At 41.9% G+C, this 18960-nt stretch carries 17 protein-coding genes; 9 read left to right on the top strand and 8 right to left on the bottom strand.

Annotated features, from left to right (window positions below; genetic code table 11):
• Positions 1-12: 12 nt before the first annotated feature.
• From FHW89_RS25035 to FHW89_RS25015, 5 genes are all read right to left on the bottom strand, one after another.
• Positions 13-552 carry an RNA polymerase sigma factor gene (locus tag FHW89_RS25035; RefSeq protein ID WP_172337791.1) on the bottom strand — a complete coding sequence of 180 codons (540 nt, stop codon included), beginning with the start codon at positions 550-552 and terminating at the stop codon, positions 13-15.
• A gap of 313 nt (positions 553-865) precedes the next feature.
• Positions 866-1288, bottom strand: coding sequence for a DUF1801 domain-containing protein (locus tag FHW89_RS25030; RefSeq protein WP_172337790.1), 423 nt, complete (start codon positions 1286-1288; stop codon positions 866-868).
• A gap of 425 nt (positions 1289-1713) precedes the next feature.
• Positions 1714-3141 (bottom strand): COG3014 family protein, encoded by a 1428-nt coding sequence (locus FHW89_RS25025; RefSeq protein WP_172337789.1) that lies wholly within the window; start codon positions 3139-3141, stop codon positions 1714-1716.
• Positions 3142-3345: 204 nt separating this feature from the next.
• Positions 3346-3942 carry a penicillin-binding protein activator LpoB gene (locus FHW89_RS25020; protein ID WP_172337788.1) on the bottom strand — a complete coding sequence of 199 codons (597 nt, stop codon included), beginning with the start codon at positions 3940-3942 and terminating at the stop codon, positions 3346-3348.
• Positions 3943-3991: 49 nt separating this feature from the next.
• A complete protein-coding gene (locus FHW89_RS25015; protein ID WP_216650689.1) occupies positions 3992-4423 on the bottom strand; it encodes a hypothetical protein in 432 nt (143 codons plus the stop codon).
• 429 nt (positions 4424-4852) lie between these two features.
• On the opposite strand from FHW89_RS25015, the gene FHW89_RS25010 reads away from it, so the two are divergent.
• Positions 4853-5050, top strand: a complete 198-nt coding sequence (locus tag FHW89_RS25010; protein WP_172337787.1) for a hypothetical protein — start codon at positions 4853-4855, stop codon at positions 5048-5050.
• 484 nt (positions 5051-5534) lie between these two features.
• Positions 5535-6146: an FMN-dependent NADH-azoreductase gene (locus tag FHW89_RS25005; RefSeq protein WP_172337786.1), complete on the top strand. Its 612-nt coding sequence runs from the start codon at positions 5535-5537 to the stop codon at positions 6144-6146.
• 214 nt (positions 6147-6360) lie between these two features.
• Here the strand turns inward: FHW89_RS25005 and FHW89_RS25000 are convergent, their stop codons facing one another.
• Positions 6361-9306: an endopygalactorunase gene (locus tag FHW89_RS25000; RefSeq protein ID WP_172337785.1), complete on the bottom strand. Its 2946-nt coding sequence runs from the start codon at positions 9304-9306 to the stop codon at positions 6361-6363.
• A gap of 294 nt (positions 9307-9600) precedes the next feature.
• Here FHW89_RS25000 and FHW89_RS24995 point away from each other — a divergent pair, with 294 nt between their 5' ends.
• From FHW89_RS24995 to FHW89_RS24975, 5 genes are all read left to right on the top strand, one after another.
• Positions 9601-12042 (top strand): TonB-dependent receptor family protein, encoded by a 2442-nt coding sequence (locus FHW89_RS24995; RefSeq protein ID WP_172337784.1) that lies wholly within the window; start codon positions 9601-9603, stop codon positions 12040-12042.
• A 305-nt stretch (positions 12043-12347) separates the two neighbouring features.
• Entirely contained in the window at positions 12348-12962 is a 615-nt protein-coding gene (locus FHW89_RS24990) for a TetR/AcrR family transcriptional regulator (protein ID WP_172337783.1), read from the top strand.
• Between the two features lie 51 nt (positions 12963-13013).
• Positions 13014-14258, top strand: a complete 1245-nt coding sequence (locus FHW89_RS24985; RefSeq protein WP_172337782.1) for an MFS transporter — start codon at positions 13014-13016, stop codon at positions 14256-14258.
• A gap of 20 nt (positions 14259-14278) precedes the next feature.
• Complete coding sequence (locus FHW89_RS24980; RefSeq protein WP_172337781.1) at positions 14279-14587, top strand: hypothetical protein; 309 nt, start codon at positions 14279-14281, stop codon at positions 14585-14587.
• A 38-nt stretch (positions 14588-14625) separates the two neighbouring features.
• Positions 14626-15180 carry a cysteine hydrolase family protein gene (locus FHW89_RS24975; protein ID WP_172337780.1) on the top strand — a complete coding sequence of 185 codons (555 nt, stop codon included), beginning with the start codon at positions 14626-14628 and terminating at the stop codon, positions 15178-15180.
• 310 nt (positions 15181-15490) lie between these two features.
• Here FHW89_RS24975 and FHW89_RS24970 read toward each other — a convergent pair whose 3' ends face one another.
• Together FHW89_RS24970 and FHW89_RS24965 are read right to left on the bottom strand one after the other, a co-directional pair.
• Positions 15491-16279, bottom strand: a complete 789-nt coding sequence (locus FHW89_RS24970) for a LytTR family DNA-binding domain-containing protein (RefSeq protein WP_172337779.1) — start codon at positions 16277-16279, stop codon at positions 15491-15493.
• A gap of 489 nt (positions 16280-16768) precedes the next feature.
• Positions 16769-16951: a hypothetical protein gene (locus tag FHW89_RS24965; protein ID WP_172337778.1), complete on the bottom strand. Its 183-nt coding sequence runs from the start codon at positions 16949-16951 to the stop codon at positions 16769-16771.
• Between the two features lie 73 nt (positions 16952-17024).
• Between FHW89_RS24965 and FHW89_RS24960 the strand changes: the two genes are divergently transcribed.
• Both FHW89_RS24960 and FHW89_RS24955 read left to right on the top strand, forming a co-directional pair.
• Positions 17025-18143 (top strand): sensor histidine kinase, encoded by a 1119-nt coding sequence (locus FHW89_RS24960; RefSeq protein ID WP_172337777.1) that lies wholly within the window; start codon positions 17025-17027, stop codon positions 18141-18143.
• A gap of 80 nt (positions 18144-18223) precedes the next feature.
• Positions 18224-18949, top strand: coding sequence for a LytTR family DNA-binding domain-containing protein (locus FHW89_RS24955; protein WP_172337776.1), 726 nt, complete (start codon positions 18224-18226; stop codon positions 18947-18949).
• The last annotated feature ends 11 nt before the right edge of the window (positions 18950-18960 follow it).

Genomic DNA, 18960 nt, shown 5'->3' with positions numbered 1-18960 from the left:
CATTGGGGCTGATTATTTAACAAAAAGCAAACGTTTCCTGAAATAATTTACAGATCGGTAAATATGTGTCTTTACTGTGTTTGGGGAAATATTTAAAATTTCGGCAATTTCCTGGTAGTCAAGCTGGTGTTGCCAGTTCATCATAAAAATTAGCCGGCCTTGCTCTGGTAATTCATCAACAAAGCGCTCGATAATGAGCCGGCGATCTTTCCGGAAAAGCATTTCATCGGGCCTGAGATGGTCGCTGATGGCTTTATCCGATGCAAACTCTTCGGGCAGCAATTGCATCTTTTGATTTTTGCCTTTGAGCGTGTAAACTCTGTTTTTTACTGCACCATAGAGGTATGATTTTAGGGATGAATGGATAAGCACACGCTCCCGTTTTACCCACAGATCCAGAAAAACGTCAGCAATAACATCTTCACCGTCATCGCTGTTTATACCCAAAAAACGGCAAAAATCTGATAGTAAGGGATGATATTTTAGAAATAAGGAGTTGAAGGCTTCCCTGTCATCTGCTTTTACTTGCGACAGTAATTCTATATCATCCATTATAAATAATCAATAGGGGCAATTATATAACTAAGGTATTACTATGCTTAATTTTACAAGTTAAGTTATTGTTAAGCTTTAAATGCTCAAACCAGTATACACAAAGAGTGTCAAGGCACTTTGAAGTACACTGAAAGGCTTTGCCAACAATACTTATCCTTTAAATTAATGCTCAAATTGGTTTGTTGCCGGTACACGCTGCATACCTGCTTAAGGGCCTCTGTTTTAATCAGGATAACTCATTGAACCCTTGTTCAAAAGAAGATAAAATTAATGAGATTCCAAATATCAACACTTAATTATTTGACAGCTATTACTGGGCGCCATACTTTGTTTTTACGTAGCTCATGGAAGAACTGATCATTTCCCGGAGCACTTTTTCATTGATATCCTGCAGTTTTTTGATATAGGTGCAGCCTTTTCCGGTTTTGTGTTTGCCGAACTTTGCAAGCAGTTTTTCTTTTTCTGCAGGGTCCAGCATCAGGTAAAGGGAAATTTCAGCTTTGCGGGGGGAAAAAGCAACCAATGGCATATCACCTTCACGACCGCTTTCATATTTATAATGACAGGTACCAAAGCCCACAATGGCGGGGCCCCACAGTTTGGCTTTCAGACCGGTTTGTTCTTCCATAATCTGCACCAGTTTGAAACTATCTGTGCGTTTGGTTTCATCGGGTACCGAATTCAAAAATTCGGCTACACTGGCTGTGGTTTCTTTGGTTTTGTTTTCGGCCATGGTATGATAAGTTGATGGTGACAGGTTCCTGAAGTTGGGACTACCCAATTAAAGATAATTATAAAATTCAAACAGCTCCCCGCTGATCAAAAACTTTTTAAACCTCTATTTTAACACTTTTCTCATCAAAAACGGGGCGAAATAGATCGAAAACAGCTCAAAACTTATTCAAAATCATCCATTTTAACACTTTTTAACAAATTTTCGACACGATTTTTAGGATTTAAAAAGATTAATGTGATTGATAGTTAGTTAACTATATGCCGAACGGTCGGTTTTTGAGTGCTTTTTTCTCTTTAACCAAACAGCCCTGCTTACAATATTCAAGTAAGCAGGGCTGGGCCTTGGATGTACTTAAAGATACAAAAAATGTTTGGGATATGCAATAACGGATGGAGAAACGAAGTGTAGATCCAGTGAGTTGTTTACCGCAATGATGAATAATTATAAAACTGCAACCTGCCGGTACCATTTACTTTGATGGTTTTTACTTCATCGGCGCCGTGGCTGTTTTTTAGGGTTAGGCTGATCTGGTTTTCGCCTTTTTGCAGCGGGATACGCGCGTACGAAATGTACGAGGGCAGGGTTTGCCAGTTACGCGTATCAGCCTTTTCTGATAGCAGGCTGTACAGCTGTATGCCATAGCCTATGCCCTGCAATAAGGAATTGTTATTGCCATTGTTATCTTTAGCAGCTGCCCGCACAGAATATTCGGCAATCTTTTTTACAGCCAGCCTGGAGAGGGTTTTACCGATCTCCTTTAAGGTACGTTCCTGCAAGGTTTTAAAGGCCAGCTGATTGATGTCTTCGGCTTTTTCAAGTGGTATTTGCTGCTGATTATTGGTGATCACCGCGCCCGAATAATAAGGGGTTTGCGCAACGTATTTTGGCCAGGCTACCCGCAAGCTTTCTACCGATTTGGTATTTACTTTATATCTGTCGCCGCTATAATTAAAAGGAACCACTATGCCCCCAGCTGCGTCGGTAAAGAAAAGATCACCGTTATCATTCCTGATCAGGCTGAAAAACAAGTCGACCTGGGTTTTAACCGGGGCCAGACCATTTTCCCAAAAAAGGATCAGTTCGCCGCCATCACTGGGTTTGGGTAGGGTGTATTTGAAACCGAATGCTTGTTCAAATTCGTCGGCCTCGGTGGTGAAGCCATTCAGTTTGGCGGTGCGGATCACGTCCTGCTGCAAGCCTAATGGCATTGGGGTACCGTAATAAGTTTTGTCGGAGCTTTTGAGGTAGATCTCGGCCGCGTTACGATAGGAGATAAAAGCGTTGTTCACATCGTTGTTGCTTTCATATAACATGCCCTGCAGCATCAGCGAAAACGCGTCGTTTGAGTAACGGTTATCTTTATTATTGAATTTGTCGCCCTGTTGCTGTGCCTGCAGACTGATCCGGCGGGCCTCTACCACAGCTTCATCAATATTGTGCAGGTACATGTAATTGAGCGCCTTGTAATAGTGGATCATGAATTTTTCAAAATCCTCGCCCTTATACCGTTGCTCCATGGGGTTCACCAATGCACCAACAGCCTCATCGGCAGCGCTTGTGAGCCCATGTTCCAGCATCGAATCGGCCTCATTAAAGTAACGGTTACTGCTTTCGTATTCGCCGTTCAGCTGGCTGATTCTCCCTTTTTCCATCAGGAAAAGGAGTTTGTTACGAGGTTTTTGGATCAGGCTGTTCTTATCAAGCTCAACCTCGGCCGCTTTGTAATTCCCGGCCGAAACATTTTTATAATACGGAAGAATACGGTCATTATAAGATGCGCAGCCTGACAAAAAAAGCATCAATCCTATAACAGACGATGCCTGGAGAATATACTTGCGGAGGTTTACCATTTTTTATTTAGAATCAAGAACCAAGAGTCAAGAATCAAGAGTTACAGGTCAATTTTGTATTGTCTTGACTTTTAATTCTTATATCCCGATTCTTTCTATATCGGATTATTTATAAGGATCAAGAACCAAAAATCAGGAACAATAAACCGCTTTTGCGTTGTCTTGACTATTGATTCTTGGCTCTTGACTCTCCCTATAACAGGCTTAGTTTTTTACGTATTTGGCTATTTTCTTTTCGCCTATCCAAACTACTTCATTGCTTTGGATGTTGGTTAGTTCCAGGTTAACCTGGTAGTAAACTACTTTTTGACGTTTGTGCGCGTCAACAATAGAGTTGATAGAGCCTTGTAATATATAATCGGCGCCGTTTTCCAAACCGAATTTTTTCATGCTCGAAACGGTGGCATTGGTTTGCTGATCTTCTTTTTCGGCACGCAGTTCTTCACGTTTTTTACCGCCTTGTACCAAACGTACTTTTTGGGTTTGTATAAACGCGCTTTCCACATCTTTTACAAAGGTTTCGGCGTCAATATGTTCATGGCTTTTGTTTTGGATAAAGCCAACAATAACAACAGGGCGTTTACCCTGATGTTCTTCCTGGTGTGTATTGATCCAGGGAGCGTTCAATATTTTATCTGTAAGGTCGGCTGCAACTAATCTGGAGTCGCTGTTGTTCCAGTTACCGCTGATGTCGATAGTTTCGTCTGTACTAACACGTGTTACTTGTCTGGAGCATGATGAAGCTATAAGCATTCCTGAAACTGCAATGGCAGCAACTGCTATAATTTTGTTGAATTTCATGTGTATTGTTCGGGGTTTTATATAGTAAGATAGTATTTTGTGTAAATTGTTACCAGCGCCAGCCTACGCCAACACCAATATTAGTGCCCCAGCCTCCGCGGTTTCCGTAACGACCGCCCCAGCCGCCTCCCCAGCCACTGTTCCAACCCCAGTTACTGTAGGGATAAGAGTAGCCGCCATACAGGCTCCATGACGGGCTGTAATCATAATAACCATTCATCCGTTCCTCGTGGCGCCATTCGCGGTTTTGACGACGGCGTTCCAGTTTTGCCTCGTACCAGTCGTAAGCTTTGTACGTGTTTTGAATAGTAGTACCGTGCAGGCTGTTCAGGCTGTCGGCCCCACGCATATATTTATACTGACTTTCCAAATATCTTGGATTTTGATCAGGTTCTAAAGCGGTTGTTTGCTGGGCGTGTACAACGCCGCTGTAAAAACTACCTATCAGTAAGCTCGCAATGATAATTAATTTCCTTTGCATGACTTTAAATTTGATGTAGCAAAAATAAGTAAAAACAAATCGTATGTACCTACAGAAAGTTGACGTACAGTCATTTATTTAACGTTTTTTAACTATAACGATCATATATAAACAAATAAAAAAGCCGCTTTGCCATTTTATCGGTAAAGCGCTTTTTTATCAGACTGGATTTTTGAGGAAAGGATTAATGGGGTTATGAAAAAAATTGGTGGGAGATATCCTGAAGGTATATGTTGTCTATTCGACACGTCATTGAGAGGTACGAAGACAACCGACCGGAGGGAGCTCATTAATACCCATAAGATGCAATCAAAAGATTAATAATCCTCTTTATACAGGGCCACTTGACTTGGCGCAAACCCGCTCTTGGCCGCGGGAGGGCCAGTTACTTTTGTCGCCACAAAAGTAACCAAAAAGGCTTCAGCAGAAATGCTTCTTTACGCTCATAGCCTCTGCCCTGCAAACCGGGCAGAACCACGGGCTGCTAAACCTTACCTCCACTGCGTTCGCTCATTGCCTCACGCTTCAGATAAGGTTCGCTATGCCCTTACAGCCGCACAAGCCACCATCGTTCTGCCCGCTTTCACCCGAAGCTTATCTGCTGACGGAGCAAAAGAAGTGATCTGATATTTTTCAGTCCCCCCCACGGGAGGGGTGCGGTTGGATAGTGCTGTAGCAGGGAGGGGTTATCTGTGTGCTATAGTCTATTTAGCTATGAACCCCTTCCTCCCCTTCCCGAGGGAAGGAATCGCACAGGCTCTGGCTTTGGTAGGGTGGTGTCATGCTGAGCCCGTCGAAGCATGGTGGGTAGGCCTCTGCGCGCGTCCTTCGACGGAGCTCAGGATGACACCCTATGTTTTTTAAATACTGAATGCTGAAATACCAGATCGGTGTTCAAAATTCAAAATTCATTATTCGATATTATTTTTTGTTCCCTCAGGGTCTCTCGAAGAGGATCCTGAGGTTTTCGATTTTTTCCCTATTGAAAAGGATGTGATTTGGCTTCCATCCTGTTTTCCAGTATACCAAAGGATACTACTATCCTTTGGTATACTAGTATCTTTTGTATAGTTATACTGGATACCTTTGACTAAACAAAAAATAAAAAACAATGAAAAAGATATTGAATATCATTTCGAGTGTGAAAAGGGATGAATCCTACAGCAACAAATTATCCGGAGCTATCTTGGAAAAACTATCCGCCGTTTATCCCGGTAGTACCGTGCAAACACGTGATTTGACCCAAAAACCGTTCCCGCACCTGGAAGAATCGCAGTTTACCGCATTTTATACCCCCGAGGAGGCACGGACGCCTGAGCACCGCGAGGCTGTTAAACACTCGGACGAGGCTATCCGTGAGCTTCAGGATGCCGACATTATTGTAATTGGTGTGCCGATGTATAATTTTAGTATCCCATCTACACTAAAATCATGGATAGATCATGTTGTTAGAGGTGGTGTTACTTTTAGTTATGCTGAAGGCGGTATGCCGGAAGGACTTGTAAAAAATAAAAAGGTTTATTTGAGTATCGCTTCGGGCGGGGTATTTTCTGAAGGGGCCTTGAAAAGTTATGATTTTACAGAACCATACCTCAGAACTGTTCTTGGTTTGATTGGGTTGACAGACATAACCGTTTTCCGTGTGGAGGGGCATTTCAGGGGCGAAACCAAAGAAACCGCGCTGCCCAAAGCTTTGAGTGCTGTTGAAGAGTATGCTTATTGAGGATATGAGATTCTAAAAAAGAAATAAAAGGATGTCATTTCGATAGAGCATGGGCGGGGTACGTGCATGGTGCGAAAGAGAAATCTTCTACGTGATGCTAAGTTTCAATAGCCAATCGTAAAAGATTTCTCCTCGTTCCTCGTTCGAAATGACAGTAGTTTTACCCTCCTGCGCACACCCTTCGACAGGGTGACAGCCTTTTTAGGCATAACAATCACTCCTTAGCGGGTGCTGTTAACGCTGCTGGTGCGTTCCCCCAGGTATCATGATAATATACGGAGTTGGATACCTGTATGTTTTGCGCTTTTTTTGTGCCTATTACTATGGCATTATCCTGTGCCTGTACCGCTTTGATATGGCTGATGCCGGCGCCAATCACATCGTCAAAAAACAGGACATACCTACTATCGCGTTTCTCGTAATTAAACGTGCAGTTATTAACCGAAATATTTTTCACATGCCTGGCCCAGAGCCCGTAGGAGGGTTGTATCTTAAGATCGGCGGCATTGTATTGCCCCACACCAAGCTCGGCCGGAACGGCAGTGGTATCGGTTATCGGGTTGCCTCCTTTAACCAGGAAGTTGATATCATCAAAAGCAACATTTTTTATATAGCCTGTATGCAGGCCATTGGGCAGTTTAAAATCCAATCCGCCCGTAACGTCGGCATTATTGGGCAGCTTGTAGCCCGCAATAATGGGCGAGGCTCTGCGCTGGGTGCCGTCATAAGGCTTCCAGCGTTTACCATTGTATGAACTGCCGCCATAAACTTCATATACATCCAGTGCTTTAAGGTTAATATTTTCTACCTGGCCAATGTTTACGTTCTTAATCAGCAGCTCATCGTGTTTTTTGCCGTTTTCGATAAATGTGTATCTGCCAGCCTCGGCACCGATAACGCGACCGCGGTTGGATATGGATATAAAAAAGGGTGTGGTGGCCCGGTACATTTTGGATCGCTCACGGATAGGGCCGGTACGACCACTGTTGAGGTAAATATCTTTTACGTGGCCGCCATCGTTGGTGGATATGGAGAAGCCAGCCTTGTTGGCGCCCAGCACGTAAATATTATCTACATAAACCTGGGTAATATCATCGGCGGTTTCGGAGCCTAACTGGATGAGGTTGCAATTGGTATCGCCAATAATGTTGCGCACCAGGTAATTGCTGGCCGGCCGGGTAAAGCCCAGTGAGCAGTCGGACCCCGGTTTTATCACATCATCAGAGCTTACCCGCGAGAATATATTGGTGACTTTTACCTTATTGCACTCCATAAAATCATACACATCGCGCACATTGGTTTGGTTGTTTTTGCAGATGTAGGTATCGTGTATGTTGATGTCATCGGTACCGGTAGCCAGTAAAGCAAAATGCCCGGAGCGATCAAGTTTGAGCATGTTATCGCTGTCGAAATTTTTAGTACCGTTAGCGCCGATGTAATAAGGTTCATCTTTGGTTTCGTCGTACCACAGATCTTCGGGGTGATAGATGCCTCCAATCTCTACGCGGGTACACAGTTTGAGCGAAAACATCTTATCGCAACGATTATCGGGTGGGTTTTTCATCACGCCATCGCCATTAACCAGGTTGGCGTTCCCGTTGATCTGGCCATTGCCTATGATTTTCACGTTATCCAGCCGCTCGCCAAAGAACATGGCGTTTTTAAAATAATGATGACCCACATCCTGCTTGGTCATATAGTTTTCAGGATCGGCATAAGGGCCGGCGTCGGTAGGGGAAAGGCCCGAGCGGTATTTACGATCGCTAAACCAGGTTGATTCCGGCGCATCGCCACCCTTGATGGCTTTGATGATGGCATCTTTTTCCAGGTACAGGAAAACATTGCTCAGGAGGTGAACAGTGCGAACCATATAAGTGCCCTGGGTAAATAACAGGGTGCCGCCGCCCAACTGGTGAAGATAGGCGATAGCTTTGTTGATGTTCTCGGTATCGTCGGTGCCGCTGCCGGTAACGCCAAAGGATTTGATATCCATTTTGCCCGAGTAAAACGAAACCGTGTTGGAATAGCCTTTTTGCGCACCATCCTTCACGTTGAGCTTAAAGGTGTAAAGCTTGTTGGGAACCAGACCCGAAACCGAAGCTATGGCTTTTTTAAGATCGATTTTGGCCGATGCTGCCGACCATGTTTTGCCTTGGTCTGTTGATTGCATCAATTGCGCACCGGATGCTTTTCCACCCTTTCCCCATTTAAAATGGGTAGTGGTATATAGGTCAGGTTTTTCGCGGTAGCTCATAGCGGTATCAGGTGTCCGTTCCAGATCGGAGATGGTTCGGGTAGCGGTGAGCACAGCTGTTTCGGGGCCCGTGCCGGGACTTGTCAATACCTCGGGCTTGGAGGTACCGTATGATGCCCTGAATAGGTATTTTCCTGTTTTTTTGAGATTGACGTCGCTGATGCGGAGTTGGAGATCGGCGCCGTTTGCAGGCCTCAGGTCGAGATGATGGAAGGTAATGACCGAGCCTAAAGCGGTGGAACCGGAAATACGGACATCCCCAACCCGGGAGTAAGAATACTTGGTGCCAACCCGTCCGATGGATTGGGTAGCCAGGCGGCTTAGTTTTACCTCGCCCCGCCCAATAACATTTACCGTGGTATTATCCAAGGTGACGGTGATACCGGCGGGAATAAAGATCTTTAAGGTAGCGTCCGGACTGCGTTGCCCTGCGGTAAAATACAACACCAAATCGCGGCTGGCTTTTGTGGTAATAGTTGCATTATCCAACCTCAGACGGCCGCTAAGGGCCATCGGTTTAACGGCAATATGATAGGTTTTTGACGCTCCTTTTGATGTTACTATCAATTTATCGCCGGTGTTGATATCGCCATCGGTTTTTGTTTTGCCATTTTGATCAATGACCGTATATTTTTGAGCGTTGCCATTGGTCGAAGCCAATTGTCCGGGCAAATCGCCTACGCTTACTTTGGTGGAGACGAGACCCTGGTCTTCGGGGGTATCCACGGTAAACAAATAGGTAGTGCCGCTAATGAGTACCAGGGAATCATTGGCTATGCAGGCGATGTTGCGGGCGTTTTTACCAAAGGTTATGCGGGGGGCCGTACGTCGCGTTTGAGCAGTCACCATAGCCGGTATCGCGAAGCATAAAAGAAGTGCAAGTTTTATTACAGATGGCCTGGTCATATCATGATATCCAATAATCGTGGAGAAAGGGAGGCTGACCGGCAAAGATCAACCTGTACAAATAAATAAGAAATAGCGACGCCTGGCTCATGAAATATTGCCTATTTATTAATCTATTTTGACAACGGCTGTTTTTTATCCATCCTGCCTGAAGTCTGATTAAACTCGTCATAAATAAAATAACATATATCGAAACTATAGGTGAGTTCATCGAAAAAATTAAGCAGTGGATTTTCTTTAAACTAAATTAGGAAGAAATGATACTTTACCATAATGCCCCATAAAATACCATCTATGAACAAACAGTTAACCAGGTTGCTCACATTATTATTTATTGTACTATTTGAATTTGTTTCGCCAGCCCTGAAAGCTCAGGGTAATTTAACATTAACCGGGGCCGTGGTTGATAATTCCAATAACACCCCCGTTGAACTGGCTACCGTAAAACTGATCAGCACCGAAGATCCTAATAATATCAAATCGCTCCAGACAGATTCTGCGGGTAAATTTACTATCAAGGGGCTTAAAAAAGGCACTTACAGTATCAATGTATCCTACCTGGGCTATAAAATGCTCGACAAGGCGGGTATTGAACTTACCGGCGCCACACCGGTACAGAATATAGGTATATTAAAACTTATCCCTAATTTAAATCAGCTTGGCGAGGTACAGGTGAAAGCCGAGCGACAACTGGTATCCAATAAGCCCGGGAAAACCGAGATCAACGCGCAGAGTAAGATCTTCGCATCTTCAAATACGGCGTTTGATGTTTTGCAAAAAGCGCCGGGTGTAGCTTTGCTCAATGGATCATTCAAAATAAACGGCAACGTGGAACCCGACATTTTATTAAATGGCCGCAGAACCCCTTTAAGTCTCGAGGAGCTAAAATCCATCCCTTATGATAACATCGAAAAAATTGAGATCATCAGCAACCCCAATTCGTCATACGAGGGGGATAGAAAAGCGATCATCAATATTGTGCTTAAAAACAAAGTAAAGGAAACAGGCTATAATACCTCGCTGTATACAGAATACGCCCGCAACAAATACAACCAGTTTAACTTTGGCGGCGACTTTAGCTTTAAGCAAAAAAAGTTTACCATTACCGCCTCTGCTGGCCGGATATGGACCCCGGCGTTTACCGATATCACCGGTAACCGTTATTATGAGCAGGACGGGCAAAACTATTTACTAAACACCAAATCGTTCATTAAAAATAAACCCACGCTGGTATACTATAATGCCGGACTGGAATATTATATCGATACCGCGAATACTTTTGGTGTGTTTTACCGGGGCAATACCCTCAAAACAACGCAGGAGCCTAACAGCGCTTCCAAAACATTTTTGGGTAATACCGCTGATGACAGCCAGTTGGTAAGTCTCATCAATACCACGGGTTTAACTAAAACCGATGCCACCAACTCCACCTATACGGTTAATTATGAACATCTTTTTAACAAAGGAACTAAGTTTACTCTGGAGTCAAACCTGGGGCGTTATGATCTTACCCAAAATCAAAATACCATCAGTTCAAATGTAAATACACCAAGCAATACTACGGGCATTATCAATGATGCCCGGTCGACCATTGACCTGTTTAATGTTAACGCCGATTTCTCGACGGCCCTGTCAAAAGCCGTAACCCTGCAAATAGGTGGTAAATTTAACAACAGCACTACCAAAGATGGCTTGGTAAGCGACTCGTTGCGAAACAACTCCGTTGTTACCACTGCCCGCCAAACCAACAACTTTAAGTACGACGAAAAAATATACGCCTACTACTTTAATTTAGATTATGATTTTGGCTTTGCCACGTTAGAGGTTGGTACCCGTGTAGAGAGTACCCGTTCAACAGGTACAGCGGCTGTAGCATCGCAGGATTTTACAAAAAACTATACCAATGTTTTGCCTGGCGCGCAGTTGTATAAAAAATGGGGTTCGAGCCAAACGCTTACCCTTTCATACGCCAAAAAAATAAGCAGGCCCAGCTACCGAGATCTGAACCCCTTTGTATTTATTATTGATCCTTATACCTATGTGAGCGGTAACCCATTTTTAAACCCGAGTACCTATAATAACTATAAGCTGGAGTATTCTATCCACTCCGTTAATATGTCATTAAGTTATCGCACTCAGAAAAATATTATTACCCAATTGCCGGTGCTCAATTCCGAAACCAATGTGTTAACCTACTCGCCGCTTAACCTGGATAATAAAAGGAACATCTCGTTCGATCTGAATTTTCCGTTAAAAGTAGCCAGCTGGTGGACGCTCGAAAACTCAAGCACGGTACTGCATGATCATTATGAATCGCAGCTGTCAGGAAGCTCATTCACCCGGAATAAAATAAACTTTACCAATAATTTTGTGAGCACGTTTACCATCAGCACGGGTTTTTATTTTAATACCAGCTTCTTTTATACCTCGCCATCGGTATTTAACTTTTACCAGGTTAATGCCATCAGCGCGCTTGATCTGGGTTTGAAAAAAGAACTCCTGAAAAAGAAACTGACCATTGATGTAAACTACTACGACGTTTATCGCGGCCGCAAGGATGTTTTAACGGTTAACTATTTAAATCTGCATAATTCGTTGTCGCAGTTTACCAATACCCGTTATTTTAATTTCAGGCTTACCTATTCATTCGGCAACCAGTCTATCAACGGTAACATGAAAAATGAACCAAAAGCTACTGAAGAAGGCGACCGGGTTAAGAATGGGTTGAATCAATAAATTTCTTGTTACTCATCTTCACGCGTCATTGCGAGAAGCCTCACCCAACCCTCTCCAAAGGAGAGGGCTATAAAATGCTCTTTTTGAAGTCTCCTCTTTTGGGGGAGATTATTACATGAGGGCTCCGCCGTTTAGAGGGGGCTTCTGTTTCGTGCAATGACGTGTGTATTAAATGCGTAGACCAGGGGGAGCCATCCGGCCATTTGCCGCTTACCTGTAATGTAAAAGTCATCTATTTAAAGCAATTAAACATTTTTTGTTAAATTGTCTAAAATAACTATTTTTGCATCATTAACATTTTTTCCATGTCAGCTAGTATCACCAAAGAAGATTTAATACAGCAGCAGATCCTGGAGGCGGCCAAGCGCCTGTTCCAGGTGTATGGCCTGGCTAAGGTGACAATGGATGATGTAGCCAAAGCCATAGGCAAGGGCCGGAGCTCGCTTTATTATTACTATAAAAGTAAGGATGAGATCTTTGACGCGGTTGTTAATATAGAGATTAAGGAAATGCTGGCGGCAATGACTCATGCTGTTAACCAGGCATCCGGTACTGAGCAAAAACTTCGCGCCTTCTTTATCACCAAAATCGATGTACTTCGCGAAAAAAGAGCATTTTTTAAAACGCTCGAAGCAGGCATGGATGCCGATGCCTTGTCTCATTTCAATAAAACCAGGATTGTTTTGCACAAGCGGATAGTTGCACAGGAAAGCGCTTTGTTGGAAACCTTACTTACAGAGGGTATAAATAAAGGTGAGCTGCACAAAATGTCGGCTCCTGAATTGGAGATGCTCATTATGGTGTTGCTAAGCAGCCTGCGCGGAATAAAGCGCGAACTGGAATTGGAAGATGATACGGTAAAAGCTGTGCCCGCGGTGGATATGTTTATCCGCATGGCTATGCATGGATTAAACAAATAATTTTTTTTGATTGATTTTCGACAAAATGACAAAAAATGTCTAAAAGAAGATATGAAGAATAGACAAGCCACGAATACCTTTCGCGCATTCCGCAACCGAAATTATACTTTATTTTTTGCCGGTCAGTCTGTTTCCCAGATCGGTACCTGGATGCAGCGGACGGCTGTTATCTGGGTTATCTACTCGCTTACGCACTCCGCCGCCATGATTGGTTTTGCTGTTTTCGCGCAGCAATTTCCCGCGTTTTTATTTTCGTTGTTGGGCGGCGTTACCGCCGACAGGTATGCCCGATATAAAATACTGCTGGTTACCCAAACTGCATCTATGCTGCAAGCCATATTGCTGGCGGTATTAATTTTAACCAACCATTATGTAATTTGGGAAATACTCACCCTTAGTGCCATATTGGGTACGATCAACGCCTTTGATGTGCCCGCCCGGCAGCCCATGGTACATGAAATGGTAGATGATAAGGCCGATTTGGCCAATGCCATCTCGCTCAATTCGGCTATGGTTAATATGGCCCGGCTCATTGGTCCGGCTTTATCAGGTATGGTTTTGCAGCAGTTTGGCGCGGGTGTTTGCTTTATTATTAACGCGGTAAGTTTTATAGCAGTAATTGGATCCCTGCTGCTAATGAAGTTTCCGGATTTTAAAAGGCCAGCTGTTAAGAAAAAGGTTAGTTCCGAACTGGCGGAGGGTTTAAGATATCTGAAACAAACACCTGTTATTAGTAAACTGATATTGTTGATGCTCTGTTTAAGTTTGCTCATTTTACCTTACGATACCATGGAGCCGGTTTTTGCCAAGGTTATTTTTAAAGGTAACGCGGCCACCTATGGCTACATCAGTGGTTGTATTGGTTTAGGAGCGCTTATAGGGAATTTCTTATTGGCCTCGGCAAAAAAAGATATCAATTTACGAATGGTATTGGTGCTAAGCATTACCGTTTTGGGTGCAGGACTCATCTTATTTTCACGAACAAATTATTTTGCCCTGGCCCTGCCATGCGCAGTGGTATTAGGACTCGGGTCAATTACACCTATGTCAACCAGTATTACCATTATCCAGATGGAAGCAGCTGCCCATATGCGGGGCAGGGTAATGAGTTTTGTGGCCATGGCCTACTTCGGGATGCTGCCGCTGGGCAGTTTGCTTATCGGTACTGTTTCCCAAAAATTAGGCGCCCCATTAACGATGCTTTGCCAGGGAATTGCTGCTCTTTTGATAGCGGCTGGCTTTTCCGGGTTTTTAAAAGTGAGCGAGAAAACTAAAGAAGAACATTTAATCATTTAACCACTTAAAATATTTTTATTATGCAATGGCATCATTATTTCGGCGGCTTTTGGGCAGGCATGTTCCTGGCCAACTTTGTTCCGCATTTTATTAAGGGCATCGCCGGCGATGCTTTTCCTACACCTTTTGCCAAACCGCCGGGTAAAGGTTTATCTACTCCCTTGGTAAATGTAGTTTGGGCCTTGTTCAATTTGGTAGTGGGTTACCTGCTTTTCAGGTTTGGTAAAGTATCTGTTGATGATAGCTTGTCCATCCTCATATGCTTTATTGGCTTTGCCTGTATGAGCATTTTTGGAGCCGTAAACTTTGTACATAAACATAAGGCATAACCAGAGAAAAATTAATTGATCATCATAAAAAAACAAAAATGGAACAGCATAAAATAAATACAGCTCTTTTAGTTATGGATATGCAGGTTGGTATAAAAGCCATGCTGCCCGATGCAACAGCTATCCTGAATAATACAGCCAAAGCTATCGCGAAAGCACGTGAACAAAAAATTCCGGTTATTTATGTGGTAGTTGGTTTTAGACCAGGCTCACCAGAGATTAGTCCGAATAATAAAAGTTTTACTGCCAGTAAGGAACGGTTTGCAAGTGTTAACATGACCGAATTTATGCAGGTACTTGATGAGTTAAAACCCCGGGCTGATGAAATTGTGGTTACCAAACGCCGTTTCAGCGCGTTTACCGGCAGCGATCTGGAAGTTATCCTCAGGGCTTATGGCGCCCAGCATTTGGTACTTACCGGGGTATCTACCAGTGGGGTGGTTTTATCAACCTTGCGTGAGGCTGCCGATAAAGATTACCGCTTAACCGTACTGGCCGATTGCTGTGCCGACGGCGACGAGGAAGTGCATCGTGTACTCACCAACAAAGTTTTTCCGCGGCAGGCCGATGTACTGACTGTTGAAGAATGGTAGGTAGTATAAATAATATCAAAGAAAAGGGCTGCTGTGCTGCTTTCTATGATAAAAGCAAAGGTTTTGATATGGGCCGGTGTAATGGCAGGGAGGGGTTTCTACGCGCGGTAATTAGCCTAATACATAAACGCCTTCCTCCCCTTCCCGAGGGAAGGAATCGCACAGGGCTTTGGCTTTTTGATTGAGTGCCATACGCTCCGAAGCAAATTCTTCTTGAAATAAGATCAATAAACAAAACTCCCCGGATATAAGTACCCGGGGAGTTTTTGTATAAAATAGGTTTTAATGGGGCTTAGTAAAGGCCGGAGTTTTAGTTAAATACCAATTGTTTTACAGCGTCTTTATAATTTACGCCGATAGGTAACGAATTGTTTAAGCTTGTTTCGATAGTGTTGCCTTTAACACAAATAATAAAAGCCTTATTGATAATAAATGATCTGTTTACCCGTATAAAGCTGCTGTTGCCCAGGAGCTCCTCGGTTTTGGTCATGGTTAAATTAACTATATAGTTAATTTTAGCTAAATGAATTTTTACGTAATCCCTAAGCCCTTCTACGTATACAATTTCGGAGGTGTTCAGGTTCATCATTTTCTTATCAACCTTAACCCAAATAAATCGTTGCTCCTTGGCTAAACTCTTGGTAACAACCTTGGTGTTAAGGTCATCCAGCAGGGTGTTGCGTTTGGCGGGCACCAATTCTTTGCTGCTGAATTCGCTGTTTAAATTATAATGCCTTTGTTTAATCTTACAAATGGCCTTAATGAAACGCTGATAATCAAACGGCTTTAACAAAAAGTCGGTTACATCAAGTTCAAAGCCATTAAAGGCGTATTGCTGATGGGCTGCTGTAAGGATGATCTGCGGTTTTTGTGAAGTCAGTCCGCTGATCAATTCCAGCCCTGACATCATCGGCAGATCAACATCTACAATAACAATATCTGGTTTTTTCGTATAGATCAGATCCAGCGCTTCAATAGCGGTGCGGCAAACCATTAACAATTTCAGGAATGGTATGCGTGAAATATATTGTTTTAATGTAGACGCATCTGTCTGGTCATTTTCAACAATAATAACGGATAGTGGGCAAAAATTATTCATAACGTCAATATTATGATATCAAATAATTAATAATTTGTTAAAACCAACGGTTTGTTTTCATTGAAATAAAACTTTTAGCTCTATCTTATTTTATTTTTTAATACGTGAATTGTTATTATTTATGGAGATATTAACCCATAAATTATAAATTCAATTTATGATTGATATATTTGTTATAGTAGCGGCAAATAAGCGGGTTGTACTTAAACGTTTTTTATAATTACTATTAAAATATTTTTAATAGTGAAAAATTATGACAACCTGTAAAAACTGTCACTATTTAAATATCCCTTTAATCAACGTAATAATATATTAAAGTAACAATGAATAACAGGTGGCAGACAAATGGCTTTAGCAATTATTAATCTGGACTGGCTTTTCATTGATCATTGTATTATTAGTTAAGTATATGTTATATCATATATCGTTCTTTTCCTTTTAAATTTTAACGGTTCAACCAATTCATCAACTGGCAATGATTTAAGAAAGCTACATTCTTAAATCGGCAGGGAACTTTTTAAAACCTGTAGTTTGAAAAGAGGTTATTGTAGCCGTTGATGAGGTGTCTGTGTAGGTTTGGGTTGGAAATAGATGTAGGGCTTTCGGGTCTGATTGGAATTTGAAAACTGTTTCGATTTCAATCAATGTTTTTAAAGAATGGGACTTTTTCATAGGTTCTTTTTTTATTTAAATTAGAGCATACTCTAAATAATATGAAATTTATTGTGCAAACAGTTTTAAATGGATGGTAAACAAGTTTAAACGCATGGTGAATAATACCCATGGCATTCATGTTTTTTGGCATTTGGTTTTTTGGGGGTCGTTCATCATATATGAACTCTCCGTATTAATCATATTATCGTCGGGCGGATTATCATTAATTGATCAGATTGTGCATTATCCGCTTAACATCGCTTTGTTTTATTATAACGCGATGGTGCTGCTCAAAAATTTTTCTGAAAAGAAACATAACTGGTTTGTATCATTCCTGATCTTGCTCCCTTTAGAGATAGTTGTTTATTTAGCGCTTAATTATTGCCTCAACTATATGTTGGAAAATGGGTTCCACATTAAAGTTTTAAGATCAATTCATATTCCCTATATTTTTTTTGTAGCCAGTATATGGCGGGCCATATATTTTATAGGCCTGAGCACATGTTACTGGTTTGCTTTATACAGCGTATATAATAAGCGAAGGATACTGCAGCTCGAAAATGAGCGAATGAAAGCAGAAAGCAGGAAGATACTGCTCGAAAAAGATCTGTTGGCCACGCATAACAATTTGCTCAGGGCTCAAATTAACCCGCACTTGTTATTTAATACACTAAACTATATTTACAATATGGTATATAAAACCTCGGAAGAAGCGGCAGAGGTTATTATGTTGTTATCAGAAATAACGCATTACTCATTTAAATCAACCGGGAGTAATGAAACCGTTAGTCTAAAAGAGGAAATAGTAGCGATAGAAAACCTCATCAAGCTAAATCAAATAAGATTTAATAATAAACTTTGTATTGAACTGATATTAAAAGGCGATTTTGAAGGTATTAAAGTGATTCCGCTGGTGCTGTTAACTTTTGTTGAAAATATATTTAAATATGCTAATTTATCCGATCACGATTTTCCGGTACAGATTTACATAGGGCTGGATAATGGCAGCCTGAGCTTTTATACCATCAATAAAATAGGGAAAACACAGGCAATCCCTCATAGTAATAAATTGGGCCTTGTGAACGTAAAAAGCCGGTTGGAGAACCAGTATAAACGTCAATATGATTTAACGATAAACAACAGGGATGGCATATTTTCGATTGACTTAAACATAAACTTACATGAACACAATAAAGTGATGTATAATTGATGATAAATCGCTCCCCTTGATTTACTCACCAATTATATATCTTATATTACACCTAACCTTTGATTTAAATATTGATTTACATGAACACGATAAAGTGCTTTATAATTGACGATGAATCGCACGCCATTGATTTGCTCAAAGATTATATCGCTAACACACCTGATCTGGTTTTATTAGGAACTGCTAACAGTCCGATGGAAGGTTTGGCCGCTGTGAGAAACCAGAAGCCAGACATCCTTTTTCTGGATATAGATATGCCCATGCTTAACGGGTTGGAGCTATCAACCCTGCTTGATCCGCAGATCAAGATCATATTTGTTACCGGGTACGCCAATCATGCTGTGGAGGCCTTTGAAAAAAATGCTCTCGACTTTTTGCTTAAGCCAATTTCATATCCCAGGTTTTTAACCTGTATTAAAAAAGTAATGGGGAGCATGGCCGAAAAAGACAGTTCAAAAGCAGGTGAACCGGAACAAGGCTTTTTTTACATAAAAAGTGATTTTGGTAAAATAGTCAAGATAGATCATGATAGCATTGTTTACATAGAAGCCAGCAATAATTTTATTACCATATACTTAAACGATACCGACTACAAAGCCTATATTACCTTAAAAGATATAGAATTACACCTGCCCGAAAATAGCTTTAGCCGTATCCATAAATCGTTTATTGTAAACACCAATAAGATCAAATTTATAAATGGTAACCAGATCTTTTTAACCAACAAAAAATTATTGCAGTTAGGGGCCACCTACCGCGATCTGTTTTTTAAGAAACTTGATCTGAGTATTTTGAAAAAACGTTAATGCCGGGTTTT

Source organism: Mucilaginibacter sp. SG564 (assembly GCF_013149275.1).
Lineage (GTDB): Bacteria > Bacteroidota > Bacteroidia > Sphingobacteriales > Sphingobacteriaceae > Mucilaginibacter.
The sequence above is the reverse complement of the archived record's forward strand: the minus strand, read 5'-3'. Positions and strand labels throughout refer to the sequence as shown.

Bases quoted from the DNA above. Each gene is read 5' to 3' on its own strand.
- FHW89_RS25025 (WP_172337789.1), bottom strand. From the start codon at position 3,141: ATGGTAAACCTCCGCAAGTATATTCTCCAGGCATCGTCTGTTATAGGA.
- FHW89_RS24990 (WP_172337783.1), top strand. From the start codon at position 12,348: ATGTCAGCTAGTATCACCAAAGAAGATTTAATACAGCAGCAGATCCTG.
- FHW89_RS24995 (WP_172337784.1), top strand. From the start codon at position 9,601: ATGAACAAACAGTTAACCAGGTTGCTCACATTATTATTTATTGTACTA.
- FHW89_RS25030 (WP_172337790.1), bottom strand. From the start codon at position 1,288: ATGGCCGAAAACAAAACCAAAGAAACCACAGCCAGTGTAGCCGAATTT.
- FHW89_RS24955 (WP_172337776.1), top strand. From the start codon at position 18,224: ATGAACACGATAAAGTGCTTTATAATTGACGATGAATCGCACGCCATT.
- FHW89_RS25015 (WP_216650689.1), bottom strand. From the start codon at position 4,423: ATGCAAAGGAAATTAATTATCATTGCGAGCTTACTGATAGGTAGTTTT.
- FHW89_RS24975 (WP_172337780.1), top strand. From the start codon at position 14,626: ATGGAACAGCATAAAATAAATACAGCTCTTTTAGTTATGGATATGCAG.
- FHW89_RS25005 (WP_172337786.1), top strand. From the start codon at position 5,535: ATGAAAAAGATATTGAATATCATTTCGAGTGTGAAAAGGGATGAATCC.
- FHW89_RS25010 (WP_172337787.1), top strand. From the start codon at position 4,853: ATGCTTCTTTACGCTCATAGCCTCTGCCCTGCAAACCGGGCAGAACCA.
- FHW89_RS25035 (WP_172337791.1), bottom strand. From the start codon at position 552: ATGGATGATATAGAATTACTGTCGCAAGTAAAAGCAGATGACAGGGAA.
- FHW89_RS24970 (WP_172337779.1), bottom strand. From the start codon at position 16,279: ATGAATAATTTTTGCCCACTATCCGTTATTATTGTTGAAAATGACCAG.
- FHW89_RS24960 (WP_172337777.1), top strand. From the start codon at position 17,025: ATGGTAAACAAGTTTAAACGCATGGTGAATAATACCCATGGCATTCAT.
- FHW89_RS24965 (WP_172337778.1), bottom strand. From the start codon at position 16,951: ATGAAAAAGTCCCATTCTTTAAAAACATTGATTGAAATCGAAACAGTT.
- FHW89_RS25020 (WP_172337788.1), bottom strand. From the start codon at position 3,942: ATGAAATTCAACAAAATTATAGCAGTTGCTGCCATTGCAGTTTCAGGA.
- FHW89_RS24980 (WP_172337781.1), top strand. From the start codon at position 14,279: ATGCAATGGCATCATTATTTCGGCGGCTTTTGGGCAGGCATGTTCCTG.
- FHW89_RS25000 (WP_172337785.1), bottom strand. From the start codon at position 9,306: ATGACCAGGCCATCTGTAATAAAACTTGCACTTCTTTTATGCTTCGCG.
- FHW89_RS24985 (WP_172337782.1), top strand. From the start codon at position 13,014: ATGAAGAATAGACAAGCCACGAATACCTTTCGCGCATTCCGCAACCGA.